17 protein-coding genes are annotated in these 16,501 nt (G+C 41.4%); 14 read left to right on the top strand and 3 right to left on the bottom strand.

The genetic code is table 11. From position 1 onward, the window contains the following. Positions 1 to 64: 64 nt before the first annotated feature. Positions 65 to 1,156 (bottom strand): TerC/Alx family metal homeostasis membrane protein, encoded by a 1,092-nt coding sequence (locus tag VQ048_RS02820; RefSeq protein WP_327610168.1) that lies wholly within the window; start codon positions 1,154 to 1,156, stop codon positions 65 to 67. Positions 1,157 to 1,510: 354 nt separating this feature from the next. On the opposite strand from VQ048_RS02820, the gene VQ048_RS02825 reads away from it, so the two are divergent. Continuing rightward, positions 1,511 to 2,617, top strand: a complete 1,107-nt coding sequence (locus tag VQ048_RS02825) for a M14 family metallopeptidase (protein ID WP_327610169.1) — start codon at positions 1,511 to 1,513, stop codon at positions 2,615 to 2,617. 143 nt (positions 2,618 to 2,760) lie between these two features. On the opposite strand, the gene VQ048_RS02830 is transcribed toward VQ048_RS02825, so the two are convergent. Beyond that, the gene (locus tag VQ048_RS02830; RefSeq protein ID WP_327610170.1) at positions 2,761 to 3,243 is read right to left on the bottom strand and encodes a DUF4920 domain-containing protein; all 483 of its coding nucleotides are present in this window, start codon (positions 3,241 to 3,243) and stop codon (positions 2,761 to 2,763) included. A 111-nt stretch (positions 3,244 to 3,354) separates the two neighbouring features. Between VQ048_RS02830 and VQ048_RS02835 the strand changes: the two genes are divergently transcribed. From VQ048_RS02835 to VQ048_RS02860, 6 genes are all read left to right on the top strand, one after another. After that, complete coding sequence (locus tag VQ048_RS02835; RefSeq protein WP_327610171.1) at positions 3,355 to 4,089, top strand: ZIP family metal transporter; 735 nt, start codon at positions 3,355 to 3,357, stop codon at positions 4,087 to 4,089. A gap of 115 nt (positions 4,090 to 4,204) precedes the next feature. Beyond that, complete coding sequence (gene dnaX / locus VQ048_RS02840; RefSeq protein WP_327610172.1) at positions 4,205 to 5,284, top strand: DNA polymerase III subunit gamma/tau; 1,080 nt, start codon at positions 4,205 to 4,207, stop codon at positions 5,282 to 5,284. 65 nt (positions 5,285 to 5,349) lie between these two features. Beyond that, the gene (locus tag VQ048_RS02845; protein WP_327610173.1) at positions 5,350 to 5,886 is read left to right on the top strand and encodes a DUF8439 domain-containing protein; all 537 of its coding nucleotides are present in this window, start codon (positions 5,350 to 5,352) and stop codon (positions 5,884 to 5,886) included. Positions 5,887 to 5,967: 81 nt separating this feature from the next. After that, the gene (locus tag VQ048_RS02850; RefSeq protein ID WP_327610174.1) at positions 5,968 to 7,047 is read left to right on the top strand and encodes a chorismate mutase; all 1,080 of its coding nucleotides are present in this window, start codon (positions 5,968 to 5,970) and stop codon (positions 7,045 to 7,047) included. Between the two features lie 49 nt (positions 7,048 to 7,096). Beyond that, a complete protein-coding gene (rsgA, locus tag VQ048_RS02855) occupies positions 7,097 to 8,026 on the top strand; it encodes a ribosome small subunit-dependent GTPase A (protein WP_327610175.1) in 930 nt (309 codons plus the stop codon). A gap of 171 nt (positions 8,027 to 8,197) precedes the next feature. Further along, positions 8,198 to 8,614, top strand: a complete 417-nt coding sequence (locus VQ048_RS02860) for a nucleoside-diphosphate kinase (RefSeq protein ID WP_327610176.1) — start codon at positions 8,198 to 8,200, stop codon at positions 8,612 to 8,614. Positions 8,615 to 8,666: 52 nt separating this feature from the next. Here VQ048_RS02860 and pncA read toward each other — a convergent pair whose 3' ends face one another. Continuing rightward, complete coding sequence (gene pncA, locus VQ048_RS02865) at positions 8,667 to 9,272, bottom strand: bifunctional nicotinamidase/pyrazinamidase (protein WP_327610177.1); 606 nt, start codon at positions 9,270 to 9,272, stop codon at positions 8,667 to 8,669. A gap of 566 nt (positions 9,273 to 9,838) precedes the next feature. On the opposite strand from pncA, the gene VQ048_RS02870 reads away from it, so the two are divergent. The 7 genes from VQ048_RS02870 to VQ048_RS02900 all read left to right on the top strand — a co-directional run bounded on the left by VQ048_RS02870 (position 9,839) and on the right by VQ048_RS02900 (position 16,298). After that, a complete protein-coding gene (locus VQ048_RS02870) occupies positions 9,839 to 10,993 on the top strand; it encodes an alpha/beta hydrolase-fold protein (protein WP_327610178.1) in 1,155 nt (384 codons plus the stop codon). 88 nt (positions 10,994 to 11,081) lie between these two features. Next, positions 11,082 to 11,501 carry a hypothetical protein gene (locus VQ048_RS02875; RefSeq protein WP_327610179.1) on the top strand — a complete coding sequence of 140 codons (420 nt, stop codon included), beginning with the start codon at positions 11,082 to 11,084 and terminating at the stop codon, positions 11,499 to 11,501. 81 nt (positions 11,502 to 11,582) lie between these two features. Then, entirely contained in the window at positions 11,583 to 12,200 is a 618-nt protein-coding gene (locus VQ048_RS02880; RefSeq protein WP_327610180.1) for a hypothetical protein, read from the top strand. 137 nt (positions 12,201 to 12,337) lie between these two features. Next, a complete protein-coding gene (ytxJ, locus tag VQ048_RS02885; protein WP_327610181.1) occupies positions 12,338 to 12,718 on the top strand; it encodes a bacillithiol system redox-active protein YtxJ in 381 nt (126 codons plus the stop codon). A gap of 1 nt (position 12,719) precedes the next feature. Beyond that, a complete protein-coding gene (locus tag VQ048_RS02890) occupies positions 12,720 to 13,295 on the top strand; it encodes a Crp/Fnr family transcriptional regulator (protein WP_327610182.1) in 576 nt (191 codons plus the stop codon). Positions 13,296 to 13,307: 12 nt separating this feature from the next. Then, entirely contained in the window at positions 13,308 to 14,174 is an 867-nt protein-coding gene (locus tag VQ048_RS02895) for an aldo/keto reductase (RefSeq protein ID WP_327610183.1), read from the top strand. A gap of 312 nt (positions 14,175 to 14,486) precedes the next feature. Continuing rightward, positions 14,487 to 16,298 carry a TonB-dependent receptor plug domain-containing protein gene (locus VQ048_RS02900; protein ID WP_327610184.1) on the top strand — a complete coding sequence of 604 codons (1,812 nt, stop codon included), beginning with the start codon at positions 14,487 to 14,489 and terminating at the stop codon, positions 16,296 to 16,298. Positions 16,299 to 16,501 lie beyond the last annotated feature (203 nt).

The raw sequence follows: 16,501 nt of genomic DNA on the forward strand, positions 1-16,501 counted from the left end.
ACAAAAGTAAAATCCAGTATTTAATACTGGATTTTAATTTATTATGTGATTTACAAATTTATATTTAATGCCTAAGATGATCGTTATTCTCGGGATCGTATTTTAGTTTTCGATCTTTTTTCTTCTCAGGAAAGAGAAGCGAAGCCAGTACGCTTATGCCCAAAATAGAGACGATAATCAGTAGCGAGTGGGTGGTTTCGAATCCGAAATTAACCAAATAATGATGGAAAACCATTTTAAGCCCGATAAAGGTTAGTAGAAAGGCCAGTCCTATTTTAAGGAAGCGGAATTTATCAATAATACCTGCTAGAAGAAAGAACATGGACCGAAGCCCAATAATCGCAAATATATTTGAGAAAAAGACGATATAAGGGTCTTTGGTTACCGAAAAAATAGCGGGAATACTATCCACGGCAAAGATTAAATCGGTGGCTTCAATGATGAGAAGAACCAAAAATAAAGGGGTCATTTTTTTCACACCGTCTATACTCACCCAAAACTTTTGCCCGACAAACTGGTTATGCACTTTAAAGTATTTGTTTGCAAACTTTACCACGGGATGATTTTCGGTATCAATGCCTTCATCTTGATCTTTGTCGAAAAACATTTTTACTCCCGTAAAGACAAGAAACCCTCCAAAGACGTACATAATCCAACTAAATTTAGCTATCAGGGCCGCACCTACGAAAATGAAGATAAAACGCATGACAATCGCGCCGAGAATCCCCCAAAATAAAACCCTATGATAGTTTTTTTCAGCCACTCCAAATGCAGTAAAAATCAGAATCATAACGAAGATATTGTCCACAGAAAGAGCGTATTCCACAATATAACCGGTAAGGTATTCCAGCCCTAAATTCTGGTTATAAAGTTTAATGGAGCCTTCCAAGTTATCAGGCATGATTTTGACGGGATGGTGGTGCTTGGCTACAACCTCTTGCAGACGTTCCATACTATCGATGCCATGAAGAAGGTGGCCATAGGAGAGGAGTAGGAGGTAGAAGCACATGGAAAGTGCAACAACAAAAAAGCTCATGATTCCGGCTTTTTTCATTGAGACGACGCCACCCGAGCGTTTCCCCAAATTCAAGTCAATGGCAAGGATTACCAAGATAAAGGCGATGAATCCCGCCATAAATAAAAACTCACTGCTCATAAAAGAATATAATATCCTACAAAGATATTCAAAAAAGCAAAACTTTAATAATTCACATTTGTTAAACAGGTTATTTAAAGCAAGTTTTCCACTATAATACCGTTTAATTTAAAACTCCATAAACGAGTAAAAAAGCCTATAGATAAAGTTAAAGTTAATTTTATAAATAACTTTACTTAAAAATTTTAAATAACTGATTTTAAACTAATTATTAAATAAAATTAAAAATAATTCAATCCACAAAATTATCCACAGACATTCTGTCATTTACAAATGTTTGATTTTTTTACAAAAGTTAATTCTTTGTTTTCCTTTAAAAATCGATTAAATTTGAACATTGTAAATTTTTATTTCATGGATGTTGCAGCACTTTACCTTAAAAATCCTAATTTCCCATACCGCTATATATCGCCTCAGGTTTTGGAAAAATACCTCTGCGAGAATCTCAGCGATTATGTTAGTCCGATAGGCGTCTCCACTTTGGGTAAAACCATTTATAGGGGGACTTTCGGAAAGGGGCCGATCAGGGTTTTGGCTTGGTCGCAGATGCATGGAAATGAAAGCAATGCGACGCATGCGATGTTGGATTTGTGGGAAATGTTTTTGGCGCATCCCGTGTTGAAGGATTCAATTTGGGACAAAATTTCTTTGGATTTTATATTTCAGCTTAACCCGGACGGTTCTGAAGCTTGGACAAGGCGCAATGCACTGGATATCGATCTTAATCGGGATTTTTTAAAGCGGGCCAGTAAGGAGTTGCCTCTTCTCAAATCGCTGGTGGAAGAAGGAGGGTATGATTATGGCCTTAACCTTCATGAACAGAGGACGATTTTCAGTACGGACGGAAAACATCCGGCCACACTTTCGTTCTTGGCTCCGTCTGAGGAGGTAACCCGGGCGATTACGCCTACCCGAAAGAAAGCCATGGCGGTTATTTCGGCGGTTAGAAAGCGTTTGGAACGATGGATTCCCGATCAGATTGGGCGCTACAGCGATGAATTTTATCCGAGTTCGACGGGGGATAATTTTACCAAATTGGGACTTCCGACAATTTTGTTTGAGGGAGGGCATTTTTTAGAGGATTATCAGAGGGAAGGGACGCGTAAATATTATACGTTGGCATTGTATGAGGCTTTGAGGGCGATTGCGGAGCTTAACGGTTCTACGCAAGGTTGGGAAGAATATGCTTCGATTCCCAAAAATAAGGAAAGCCATTACGATGTTATCTATCGCAATGTGAAACTTCATACGGATTTTGATTGTGTTTTGGACGTGGCGATTCAGTATAAGGAAATAATAAAGGAAGGGGATTCCGATATTTCGTTTGTTCCGATTGTAGTGGAAGTTGGGGACTGCAGTCGTAAAAAAGGCTGGAAAGAGGTCGATTGTACGGGCCGTTTCTTCAAAAGTGCCAATAAATACCCTAAGCTGGATGCTCCGCAGAATTTTGAAATACTTTAGATTTTTAAGTTAAGCGGGGGAATAGGATTTCGGCTTGAGGTTGCTTGTGCAGTCCGAAAAAGATGACGAATTGCTTTTTTGTTAATAAAACTAAACAACGTTTTACGACTTCCGTAGAACGTTGTTTCTTTTTGGGGTAAGGGTTATGAATTCACGACTTTTACGGCTTCCGCTACAAAACGGATTTCCGGTCGGTCTTTGGTTATGGCGTTTATTTCGGCTGGTGTTTTTCCGGCGTCTTCGGCGTAATGTTTTAGTTCTTTTGCGGGGACAGTTATTCTTTCGGCGTTACCTTTTAGGATGACGGTTTTTCCGGCGAGATCTTTTGGAACGAAATACGCATGGTCTTTGGTTCGGATGAAGAATCGTTCCTGATTGGACGTTAGCAGAGTTAGCCAGCAGCCTTTGGCTTGGCATACTTCTGTGACCTTGCCTTTTACGGTGATACCGGTAAGTTGTTTTTTACGGTTGAGTTTGTTTTGGACTTGGGTTACGGACAAGGGGCGGTTTCCGAATGTCGTGCTGGCGCCATACGATACGGGTTGGGAAACCGGGGTATGGGGTTGCTTTTGAGCGAAACATTGCAGGGCAAGGCTTAAAGCGACTAAGGTAAGGGGCTTTTTCATGAGTTTAAATTTTTATCAAAAATAATCAAAAATAAGGAATGAATTTGCCGGAGTAAGAGAAAAGAAGGTTGAAAAATACTTACCTTTACTTTTTAAAGAATAAAAAAGACGATGAGTGAAATATTACAAACCATTATGCTTTATACCCTTATACCGATTGTGACGTTTGTGGGGGGAGGGATTTTAGCGGCGTACCGCAAGCCGAGTCCGGCATTTAGGAGTGTTATTCTTCATTTTTCGGCGGGGGTTATTTTCTCTGTGGTGGCGGTGGAGCTCTTGCCTGATATTGTGGAAAAGCACCGGCCGTTTTATGTGGTTGTGGGTTTTTTGGCGGGTATTTTTTTAATGTTGATGATTAAGAAATTTGCGGATAAAGCCGAGAACAAACAAAAATCTTCGGAGTTGATTCCCAAAATTCCCATTGCATTTGTGGTGGCGATAGGAGTGGATATTTTCATTGACGGGCTTTTGCTTGGGATAGGGTTTGCTTCGGGGGCGAAGGCGGGGATGCTTTTGGCGTTTGCGATTGCTTTGGAGATGTTTTCGATGGGGATGGCGGTGGCTTCGGAGCTTACGGCGGAAGGGATTTCGAAAGGGAAATCGGTTCGGCATATTGTTTTGCTTTCCAGTTTGTTTATGGTGAGTGCGGTTTTGGGCGGGACGTTATTGCAGAACTTGGGGGATCGGTGGATGGAGCTGGTGCTTTCTTTTGGACTTTCGGCATTGCTTTATTTGGTAACCGAAGAGCTTTTGGTTAAGGCGCACGAGGAGGAAGATAAGCCTTGGTATACGTTTACTTTTTTTCTTGGTTTTTTGGTTTTTCTCGTGTTGGGAATGGTGGTGTAGAAAGGCTTGGTCTAAGTGGCTCATTTCCAGTTTTTGAGAAATGAAAACCTTGGGATGGGGTTCAAAATTTGGTGTAAAGTTTTTTTTTACTCGAAAAAAGAATTACTTTTGGGGAATGGAAAACTTCATTGTATCCGCGAGAAAATACCGCCCACAGGAATTTGATACCGTTGTGGGGCAGTCTCACGTGACCGATACTTTGGAGCATGCGATTGACAACGGGCAGTTGGCTCAGGCGCTTTTGTTTTGCGGCCCACGTGGGGTTGGCAAGACGACTTGTGCAAGGATTTTGGCTCGGAAAATCAACGAGAAAGACGGTTCGGTTTCCGAGGACGGCTTTGCGTATAACATTTACGAGTTGGATGCTGCTTCCAATAATGGGGTTGAGCATATCCGGGAACTGACCGATCAGGTGCGTTATGCGCCGCAGGTAGGGAAGTATAAGGTTTATATCATTGACGAGGTGCATATGCTTACGGTGCAGGCGTTCAATGCTTTTTTGAAAACCTTGGAAGAGCCGCCTGCGCATGCAATTTTCATTCTTGCGACAACGGAGAAGCATAAGATTATTCCTACGATTCTTTCCCGTTGCCAGATTTACGATTTTAAGCGGATTACCATTGAGGATATTCAGGCGCATTTGAGGACGATTGCGGATAAGGAGGGAATTACCTATGAAGACGATGCGCTTTATTTGGTGGCTCAAAAGGCGGACGGGGCGCTGAGGGATGCGCTTTCGATTTTTGATCGTTTGGCGACTTTTTCCAAGAAGAACATTACGTTGGCGAAAGCGGCGGAGGTGCTTAATGTTTTGGATTATGACGAATACCTCAGGATTGTGGATTTGGCTAAGGCTCAAGATATTCCGGGGATGCTTTCGGCTTTTGATGGCATTGTGAAAAAGGGATTCAATCCTCATGTTTTTATTGCGGGGCTGGGGTCTCATTTTCGGGATTTGATGATGGCGCAGAATCCTTCGACGCTCGGATTGATTGAGGTCGGCGAGCGGACTAAGGAGAAATTTGCGCAGCAGTCGAAACAATGGTCGGCTCAAGAACTCATTAATGGGATTGAAATCTGCAACCATGCGGATATTAATTACAAAAATTCCAAAAATCCGAGGCTTACTGTGGAAATTGCTTTGATGCAATTGGCTTCGTTGTCTTCGGAAGTATCAAAAAAAAAAAATTCTTAATCCATCCTCCGCTTCTTCTTAGGCGGAAGGAATCCGACGGTACACAGACTACGCCATCCGATGCGGTGGCGAAAGAAACTCCGGTAAAGCCGGAAGCTGCGGTTGCGCCTGCGGCTAAAACGACGGATAAACCTTTGGGGACGGAACGGAAGCCCTCTAAATTCAGCATTCAGCAAATGTTGAATCAACAGGAGCAAGAGCAGGAGTCGGAGGTTGCGGTTTCGGAGGAGCACTTGCCCAATCATCATTTCAGCGATTCGGATTTGCAGAACGAGTGGACTTTGTTTTTGAGTAAAATCCGTTCGGACGATATTGTGCTTTATAATGCCATTAGCGGGTTTCGTTTGGTTAAAGTGGATGAAGATACCATTCGGATTCATTACCCTTCGGCTTCGGCTAAGGCAGAATTTGAGGCGGTTCAGGGGGATTTTTTCAATCATTTTAAACGCAAGGTTAACCACTACCGTTTGAATGTGGATTACCAAATGGATTTTACTTTGAAGCAGGAGATTCTCACGAAACGAAAGCTCTTCAACAAAATGGCGGAAAAAAATCCTTTGCTTTACGAGTTGGATGAACTCTTTAAATTTGATTTATCCTAAAAATATTCCTTACTTTGCAACCTTATTTTTTTGAATTTTAATATACTAGGAGGCGGTCTTCTAAGCGACCGTTATTGACTGATGGAACTAAAAGACTTGAAAAACGAGTGGATTGAAGCGTTTTCCAAACCACTTATTATTGCCGGGCCGTGTAGTGCGGAGAGTGAAGCACAGATGCTGGAGACGGCAAAGCGTATTAAAGAATCGGGGGCAGAGGTGCCTGTTTTTCGGGCCGGGATATGGAAGCCGAGAACCAAGCCCAACGGATTTGAAGGGGTTGGGGTGATTGGTTTAAATTGGTTGAAGAAAGTAAAAGAAGAATACGGATTTAAAACGGCTACTGAAGTGGCCAATGCCCACCACGTGTTTGCGGCTTTGGAGGCGGATGTGGATATTTTATGGATTGGGGCTCGTTCTACGGTGAATCCTTTTACGGTTCAGGAAATTGCCATGGCGCTTCGTGGGACCACTAAGACGGTATTGGTGAAGAACCCTGTGAATCCGGATTTGGCGCTTTGGATAGGTGCTTTGGAAAGGCTTTTGGGGCAGGGGATTTATAATCTTGGGGTTATTCATCGCGGTTTTTCCAGTTATCAAAAAACCAAATACCGTAATACGCCCAACTGGCAGATTGCTTTGGATTTTAAGAATCAGTTTCCGAATATTCCGATGGTGGTGGATCCCTCACATATTTGTGGCAATCGGGTGGATTTGGCTTCGGTTTCCCAAGAGGCGCTTAATGTAGGGTATCATGGGGCCATGATCGAGACGCATTGCAATCCCGATGCGGCATGGAGCGATGCGGCGCAGCAGATTACGCCGGAGGTTTTGGCGGAAATGATGGCAGGCTTGCAGATTCGTAATATGGACATCTCGGGCTATGAAGATCAGTTGGAGCAGCACCGTACTTTGATTTCTGATATTGATTTTCAATTGATTTCTTTGCTGTCTCAAAGGATGAAAATATCCGAAAAGATTGGTGGGGTGAAGAAGGAAAACAATATTGCGATTTTTCAGCCTGAGCGTTGGAAAGTCATCACCGAGTATGCTTCGATGAAAGCCGAAGAAACGGGAATGTCTCAGGATTTTATCGAAAAAGTGTTCAAAGCAATTCATGAAGAGTCGATAGAAGTTCAGAATAACGTAATGATTAATAAATAACTAATCTTGAAGGTTAAATTAATTCGTTAATTTAGCCTTTATTTTTTGTATGGACTATAAAGGACTTGTCATTAAATCTACGGGGAGTTGGTATCAGGTTATGGATTTAGCCGGCGGGCGCGTTTATGAAGCCCGAATTCGCGGAAAGTTTAAATTGGTTAAAACCCGTTTGACTAACCCTTTGGCGGTAGGCGATCGGGTGAATTTTCAGTTGGAGAAGGATGAGACGGCTTGGATTACCAAGATTGAACCGCGGAAAAATTACCTGATCCGGAAATCGGTCAATTTATCGAAAGAAGCCCATATTATTGCGTCCAATGTGGATATAGCGGGATTTATCTTTACCTTGAAATCGCCTGAAACCTCGCTGGGTTTTTTGGATCGTTTTTTGGCGTGTTGCGAGGCTTACAGCATTGAGCCTTTGATTTTGTTTAATAAAGTGGATCAGCTGAATGCGGAAGAGCTCGAGATGATGGAGGCTATTGCGGCTTTGTATCAAACCATTGGTTATTCGACTTTGGCCATTTCGTCGTACTCGAGGCATAACCTTCCCGAACTTCAGGCACGCATAAAGGATAAGACCACGGTGTTTTTTGGGCATTCGGGAAGCGGAAAGTCCACGTTGGTTAATGCTTTGCAGCCGGGGTTGGACATTAAAACGGGTGAAATTTCGCAGACGCATCAAAAAGGGAAGCATACCACGACTTTTGCGCAGATGCATTTTTGGAGTTTTGGCGGTGCCGTGATCGATACCCCGGGCGTGCGGGAGTTTGCCATGATTGATGTGGAAAAGGAGGAGATACAGCACTATTTTCCGGATATTTTTCGTGTGGCTCAGACGTGCAAGTTTCACAACTGCCTGCATGTGAATGAACCTAAGTGCGCCGTAATTCAGGGGATAGAGGACGGCACGGTGGATGAAAGCCGCTATATCACTTATCTGAAACTTATGGAAGAAGCGCAGGAGCAGGGCAAATAAAAAACCCAGCCGAAGCTGGGTAAAAACTAATAACCATGAAAACTCAAATTAAACATGAGAATCTGTAAGATTAAATACAATACTCGTGCCAAAATGATTTCGGGGGATGTTTTTTTTAATATTTTTTCTGAAAAACAATTTGTATTTTTGCGGGCTAAAACAATATAATTTATGTCGAATATTACGTTTACAATGATTAAACCGGATGCGGTAGCGGACGGTCATGTAGGGGCTATTTTGGGTAAAATCACGGAAGCCGGATTTAAGATTAAGGCCATGAAGCTCACTCAATTGACGGTAGCGGATGCTAAAAAATTCTACGAAGTTCATGCTGAGAGACCTTTCTATGGCGAGTTGGTGGAGTTTATGTCTTCCGGACCTATTGTGGCAGCCGTTTTGGAAAAAGATAACGCGGTGGAAGATTTCCGTACTTTAATCGGCGCGACCAACCCTGCGGAAGCGGCAGAAGGTACCATTCGTAAGATGTTTGCCAGAAGCGTGGGAGAAAATGCCGTACACGGTTCGGATTCCGATGAAAATGCTTTAATCGAAGCTCAATTCCATTTTTCGGGAAGAGAAATTTTCTAAAAATTTTTTTCGAGATAGCAAAAGGACGGCCTAAAGCCGTCCTTTTTTATTTTTAACCTAAAATGGTTACGCCTTGTTCCAAAAGTTGGTAAATCGCATCTCTGCCGTTTTCGGGTTTGACGTTGACGGCTTTGGTTCCATTGAAATGCAAGCAGGTTATAAAGCCTGCATTCACCGCGTCTATACAGGTGTATTTCACGCAATAATCCAACGCCAGTCCTACGATTTCCACCAGTTCGATGTCGTGGTATTTCAAGAAGTCTTCCAGCCCTGTTTTCATGAAATGGTTATTATCCTGAAAAGCACTGTAGCTGTCAAAAGACGCATTGGTTCCTTTTTGGATAATATGGGTGGCTTTAGAGGCGTTTAAATCTTTATGGAAGTCTGCCCCCGGAGTGTTTTGGATGCAGTGATCGGGCCACATGAACTGGGGAATACCGTTTAGGGTAATGGTTTCGCCAACTTCACGGTTATTATTGGAGGCAAAGCTCTTGTGATCGGCCGGATGCCAGTCTTGAGTTAGAACGATTTGATCGTACTGGTTTTCTTCCATCAAAACGTTGATATAAGGGATGATGTCGTTGGCTTGGGGAACGGCTAATGCGCCACCTTCGCAAAAATCGTTTTGCACATCTACAACAATTAAGGCTTTTTTCATAAGATCGTTGGTTTGCATTTGTAGTTAGCAAATATATAGCCACATTCTTTTTCTGCCAAAAAGGCACGGATTATTTTGTATATTGGCGTGTTGGTTAATGTTTCGCACTGTACAATGATAAATGGAATTAAAAATACCCAATAGAGTTATAGCGACAATCATCATTTTGACGAACATCTATTTTGTTTCATTAAACTATACCGTAATCAGAGACGCAGGTGGTATGGGTTTTTAATGTTACCTATTCTATTATCGACAAACTTTCTCTTGATAACAGCAGGGCTAACGTTTAAAGATAAATTTAAGAGCAGTATATTTTTATTGATTGTAAATGGTTTAGGACTGCTATGGAATTTATTTAGACTTTGTGGCTACTATTGACAACACCTAAATGGACTAAATGAAAAAGAATATTGTTTGAAAAATTGGATGAATTTATATAACTACGTTTAATAAGTTTAACATTGTATTTATTTAGCTATGCTGACTCTTCGATTGGTAAAGTTTTTTCATAAATTTGGAAAATGAAAGGTTGTTGCTCGGGTTAGATTATAAAACCTACGGAAATGAAATTAAAATTTGGATTTTTCTTATTATTCATTGTATTTCTTAGTCAAACTTTTGCTCAATCAATTGCAAGGGTTGAAAGTATCAAAATACACTCAAAAGCCTTAAATCAAGAAAGAGAAGTTTTGATCTATACACCTGTGGATTATGATTGGAGAGTGAACGAGTACTTTAATGTGATTTATGTTTTTGATAGCCAAAACAGAGAATTTTTTGATTATACGAGTTCGATTATTTCTTTCTTGACAGACGGAAATAGGTCTTTTATCGTTGTTGGGATAACCTCGCCTTTCAATGAAAAACTTGACTATTCAAGGAATAACGACTTATTACCCATTTTGGAAACGGAAGAATCCAAAAATAGATACGGTAAATACTCGGGGAATGCCGACCATTTTTTGAATTTTGTCGAAACAGAATTAATTGCTTACGTAAACTCAAAATACAGAACTTTAGATCAAAACATTGCCGTAGGTCATTCTTTAAGTGCTTCTTTTATTTTGTATTCTTTACTTCAGAAGCCAAATCTTTTTCAAAACTACGTGGCAATTTCGCCAAATCTTGCCTATGATAACAATAAGTTAAGTAAAGAGCTTGTTAAATTTGACTTTTCAAAATTGAAAAAGCAATCCTTTATTTATTTGAGTAATGCAAATGAAGGCGTGGACTATTGGAAAGAATGGAAACCCGCACGCGAGAGCGTTTATTCTTTTTTCAAAGACGCCATAAAGAACAAAAACCTTACCGTTGAAATTGCTGAATACCCTGAAAATAACCATTGGAATACATTTCCACCAAGTTTGAATAAGGCTTTGAAATTCTACTTTGAAACTATTCAGAAAAAGCAAGAAAGTGAATTAAGCAAGGAAATATATGAAATCAAGATAAAAGTAAAAGTTCATAATAAAAATGATAGTGTTTATCTAACAGGAAACCAACCAAACTTGGGCGATTGGAATCCTAACAAAATTGAAATGAACAAGACTTCTGATTATGAAAGGAGCATAGTTTTGAAAGTTCAAAGTCCAGCTCAATTCAAATTCACAAAAGGTAGTTGGGATACAGAATTACAGGTTATTGGAACATATAACAATGCGATTATTAAGCCTGAAATAAAGAAAGAATTTGAATTTGAAATTGTGAAAAATGACTAACTCCACAACCGTTCTTCGGTTTGATTTAGCCCGCGTTCTACCAACTTGTCGGGGTATCAGACGTTAAATAGGACGACAAAGAATCACAATGGAGATATTGTTCACTATAATAGCATTTGTTCTTTTACTTGGCCTAATAGTGGTTCCGATTATTCTTTTCATGGTGCTGAAAAAGTGGTATCGGCTAAAGTTTGGCTTTATGGTTTATCTCGTGTCAGGATTGGTTTTTACTGCGGGGGGCATGTGGGCTTATGCTTGGTGGGCGGACTACTCGGATCAGCTTTTAATGGGTTATTACGGCTATGATTTTGAGGCCATGAACGACACGGGGAGGTATGCAAACGTTAAATCGGAAAACCTTGAAAAATTAAAACGACTCGAAATTGGATATTTTGGCGTTGGTTGGCCATTAAAAGCGGGTATGTTGTTTGTTTTTTATTCACCGTATTTATTGCTTGTCTATCTAATTGGGCAAGGGATTGCAAGCCTGAAAAGAAAAAAGAAATGAAACCGATTTAACAGAGATTTACGAAAAATGCGAAATATGAAGTGTTATTTTAGCAGGAATAAAAAACACGCATCTCACCGAATGAAACCGTTGAAACTACTGCTTCTTTTTATATTTTTGATGGGGTGCAGTCAAAAAGCCCGGACGCAAAACAATGGTGAGCCGAATACAGGTGTGGAAAATCGCTATCGTTCTTACGGCGAAAAACTTATTGCCAAGGGGTTTCTAAAATATGCAGACCATTCAAAAATTGAAAATTTAAAGTTCCAACTCCTAAATAATTTTGCTATTTATGAGGATGACTACTTCAAAATGGTCTCCATTGATGCGGAAGAACTTGCTGAATTTAATTTTGATTTTTTCCTTCCACAACTCAATAAACTGTTGGAAAAAAGAAAAATTGGCTTAACTGTAAAATTGGCTGAAGATTATGAAAAAACGAATGATCTGATAATCAATGGGGAAAGATTCAATCTTTATACGAAAGAAGAATTTGAGAATCGGGTGTTTTGGGATTCGGCAGCGAGAAACTTTTTTAGGAAAATAAACGAAATTCTAAAAAATCAAAATTTAGATGAACGGTTTTATCTGCTTTATGGCGGAAATGATTTGCAAGCGATGCTTTTAACGGACGAGCAGTTTTCAATCATAGCCGAATACTATAACACCAACGAAAAAGAAAGACCGTACGCGCCTTAGTTGCGTTTAATTTGGGGCATTGGGAAAAAACTGGGCAGAATTGAACTTTTTATTCTATTTTTGAATTGTTTTTGAAGAGGCTTTGCTCTTTTGGATTGGGCAGAGGATGGATTTTGTAATGTTTTTTGGTAAAATAAATGAAGTTATTTGGACGTTTTTTTGGTCGTAAATCGGATTCGGGGCAAACCCGTGAGTCTTTTTGGCGGGATTTGGAGGAAGTGAAAATGTTGGAAGAACTTGAGGCGGTTTCTTTTGAGCGCGAGGTTTATGTTTTTAAACATTCCACGCGTTGTTACATTAGCCGTATGGTTTTGGCTCGTTTTGAGCAGGAGGTGGAGGAAAGCCATGCTACCGAAACGAATGCTTATTATTATTTGGACTTGCTGGCTCACCGCGAGATTTCCGAGGCTTTGGCGGAGCGTTATGATTTGGTTCATCAAAGCCCTCAGTTGTTGGTGCTTCGGAACGGGGTTTTGGTGCATAGTGCGTCTCATCAGTCGATAACAATGAAAAAATAGCATGGATAATCTGTCGGACTATCTTTCTCGGGTGTTTAATCTTCCCATGGAAGCGGCTTCCATGTGCGGGATGTATTATACGTCCAAGGATTTGAAAAAGGGCGAAGTGGTTTTAAGATCGGGCGAGGTTTGTCGGTTTATTTACTTTGTGGAAAAGGGGCTTTTGAGGATGTATTCGGTGGATCGGGCCGGTAAGGAGCATATTATTCAGTTTGCTCCGGAAAATTGGATGGTGAGCGACAGGAGTTCGCTTTACTTTAATGAAAAATCCTTTTATTATATCGATGCGGTGGAGGATTCACGGGTGTTGTGTCTCAGTCCGGATTTTTTTCTTAATCTTAAAAAACAGTACCCGGATGCGGTGGGAAATAACGATTTAATTCTTCATAAGCATATCCGCAATATTCAAAACAGGGTGAATTCGCTTTTGGCCGAGACGGCTCAGGAGCGGTATTTGGGTTTTATTCGGATGTACCCTAATATTTTGCAGCGGGTGCCTCAGTGGATGGTGGCATCGTATTTGGGCATTACGCCGGAGAGTCTTAGTCGGGTGCGTAAAGAATTGGTTAAAAAATAAAAACATAAAAAAATGAAATTCAGTCCCATTATTGTTGGAACGATGCGTTGGGGAGTTTGGGGGGCAAACCATTCGGTGGCCGAGGTTAGTGAACTGATTGCAACGGCAATGGACGAAGGGCTTTATACTTTCGACCATGCGGATATTTACGGAGGATATACCACGGAATCGCTTTTTGGGGAGGCTTTGGCTTCTTTGGGGTTGGCGAGGGAGTCTTACCAACTGATCAGCAAATGCGGCATTGAATATCCTGGCGGAGTTAAGCCTTACGCGTTGAAGTCTTATAATTATTCCAAAGCTTATATTTTGAGGAGTGTCGAGGAGAGTTTGAGGAATCTTCGTACCTCTTATCTTGATGTTTTGCTGTTGCACCGTCCATCGCCTCTTATGGATCCTTATGAGGTGGCGGCGGCTTTTGAGGCTTTGCGGGAGAGCGGTAAGGTTAGGGCTTTTGGGGTTAGTAATTTTTCGGTTTCGCAGTTGGAGCTTTTGCACGGTGTCTTTCCGGATTTGATTACCAATCAGGTGGAAATTTCCATTAATCGGTTAGAGGCGATGGAGGACGGGCGGTTGGATCAGATGATGATGAAGCGGATGGTTCCTACGGCATGGTCGGTTTTGGGGAATTACTTTACGGAACAAACGGCTCAAAACGAAAGGATTAGAAGCGTGTTGGCGCATTTGGTGACAAAATACGAAGCGGAAGAAAATCAAATTCTTCTTGCTTTCTTGCGGAAACACCCTTCGGGTATTATTCCGGTGGTTGGTACTTCCAAAACCGCCACTTTAAAAACTTTGAAAAAGGCTTTGACGTTGGATTTGGAGAGGGAAGACTGGTTTCTGTTGTTGGAGGCTTCCAAAGGAAAGCGGGTGCCGTAATGAAAAAACCGATTTCCCTTTCGGGAAACCGGCAAACTATGAAAACTATATTTAGTCTGAATGACCTGATGGTTTTTAAGGAGCAAAAAGTGTGACAAAATTTTTTTAAGGGGGCTTCTAACGAATAATTTAACTAAACTTTAAGAGGTTTTGTCTTTATTTCTTAAAAAAGGGAGGGATTGTTTTAGGTGGATGGATCGGTGCTGAAGGCGTCTTTTTTAATAGGAGAATATTGTTTTTCAATGCCAAAATCTTAATTATCTTTGCGCTTGGTTTATTGTTTTTTTTCATCAATTATTATAAATCAAAACTATGAAGAAAATATATTGTGTGGCGCTTTTTGTTATGGCGGTTGGAGTGGTTGAGGCACAGGAAAAAGCCGGCGCGATCGAGGGGGTAAGTCTTCAGGGGAAATTCCTGAACTTGCCTTATGCTAAGGTTAACGAGAACGTTACGGTTATCACTCGTGAGGTTTTGGAGGTTTCTCCGGCTAAGAGTATCGATGAAGTTTTGCAGCAGTTTGCGGGGTTGGATATCCAGCGGCGTGGGGCGAACGGGGTGCAGAGTGATATTTCGATGCGGGGTGGTTCTTTTGAGCAGGTGATGATTTTGGTTAACGGCATTCGGATGAATGATGCTCAGACGGGGCATAATTCCATGAATATTCCTGTGGATTTGTCTAATGTGGAACGTATCGAAGTGGTTAAAGGGCCGGCGGCAAGGCGTTTTGGAAATAATGCTTATGCGGGGGTTATCAATATCGTTACCAAGGCTTCCGATAAGGAGACGGTTCGCCTGACTGCGGAGGGCGGGGATTATTCCACTTACCGTTTGGGATTGGGGGCGACGTTTGGTAACGAAAAATGGGCGAACTTGTTTCAGGTCAATTCGTCTTCATCGGAAGGTTACCGTTACAATACCGATTACCGCATGAATAATGTGTTTTATCAAAACCAACTCCGGCTCAATAACGGACAGCTTAAATTTCAGGCGGGGTTTTCAGAAAAAAAATTCGGCGCCAATGGGTTTTATGCTTCGCCACTGGCGACTGAACAATATCAGGAGGTTCAAGTGTCGGTGTTAAGTGCAATGTTGCGGCAGTCTTGGGGGCGTTTTAATTTGAATTCCAGTATGTATTGGCGTCGCTCTCAGGAGTTGTATTTATACAATCGAACCAATCCTTCTTTGTATCGGAATACGGATCAGGGGCATGGGATTGGCGGAGAAGTCAATGGCAGCTACAAGTCTTCTTTGGGGATTACGGGCGTTGGGGTAGAGCTTAGGAAAGAACTTCTGACGAGCAATAATTTGGGGGATCGGAATCGGTTTATCACTCAGGTGTTTTTTGAACATCATTTTTCTTTTTTTAACGACAAGTTGCAGGTTTCTCCGGGGGTTTCGTGGGCGGATTTTTCGACAAGCGGCTCTTTCTTCTATCCAGGGTTGGATGTGGGGTATGATTTGGGGCGAAATCATAAACTGTATACCAATATTGCCAAGGTTAGCCGTGTGCCTTCCTTTACGGATCTCTATTATGAAAGCCCGAGGGAAAAGGGGAATCCCGATTTGAAACCCGAAAATGCTTTATCTTACGAACTGGGTTACCGTTATTTTAAGAGCGGTTTTCAGGTTAAATTAAGTGCGTTCGGCAGACAGACTAACGATGCGATTGATTGGGTGCGTAATGATCCTAATGCGCTTTGGCGTTCCGAAAACATCGGCGATATTAAGACTTCGGGGCTTGAAGCGGAAGTGGAACAACGTTTTTCAGGGTTTGTAAAGTCTTATTCTTTGGGGTATATGTGGGTGGATAATCGTTTGCAGCAGAAGGCGAAATATTCAAAGTATGCTCAGGAAAATTTGAGACACCAGTTCATTGCCAAAGTGGAGAACGCTTTGGGGAAAAAATGGACGAACCAATTGATTTACCGTTATCAGGAGAGGGCGAGCGGCTACCGCTATCATCTGCTGGATGAGAAGCTTTCTTACAATCACCACCGCACGGCTATTTATCTTTTGATTAATAACCTTACGGCGACCCGGTACACCGAGGCTTTTGGGGTTCCCATGCCGGGGCGTTGGTTTCATTTGGGGGTTTCTTACGATCTTCCATTGGGAAAATAAGAGGGGAAGGACTTTTTTTGAAAATATAAATCATTTAGAAAACCGTTTTTTAGACGGTTTTTTTATTGCGACGAGGGGGAATGATCTGAGGGATAACTAAAATTCTTGGCGGGGCAACACGGTGGTTAATAGATTTTTTCATTTGTTTTTTTTAATCGAATAGTTTTTATCTATATTTTGTTTTGAAACTTTAATACAATTTA

The sequence above is a fragment of the Bergeyella anatis genome (genome assembly GCF_036016955.1).
In the GTDB taxonomy this organism is placed as follows: Bacteria; Bacteroidota; Bacteroidia; order Flavobacteriales; family Weeksellaceae; genus JAYWXI01.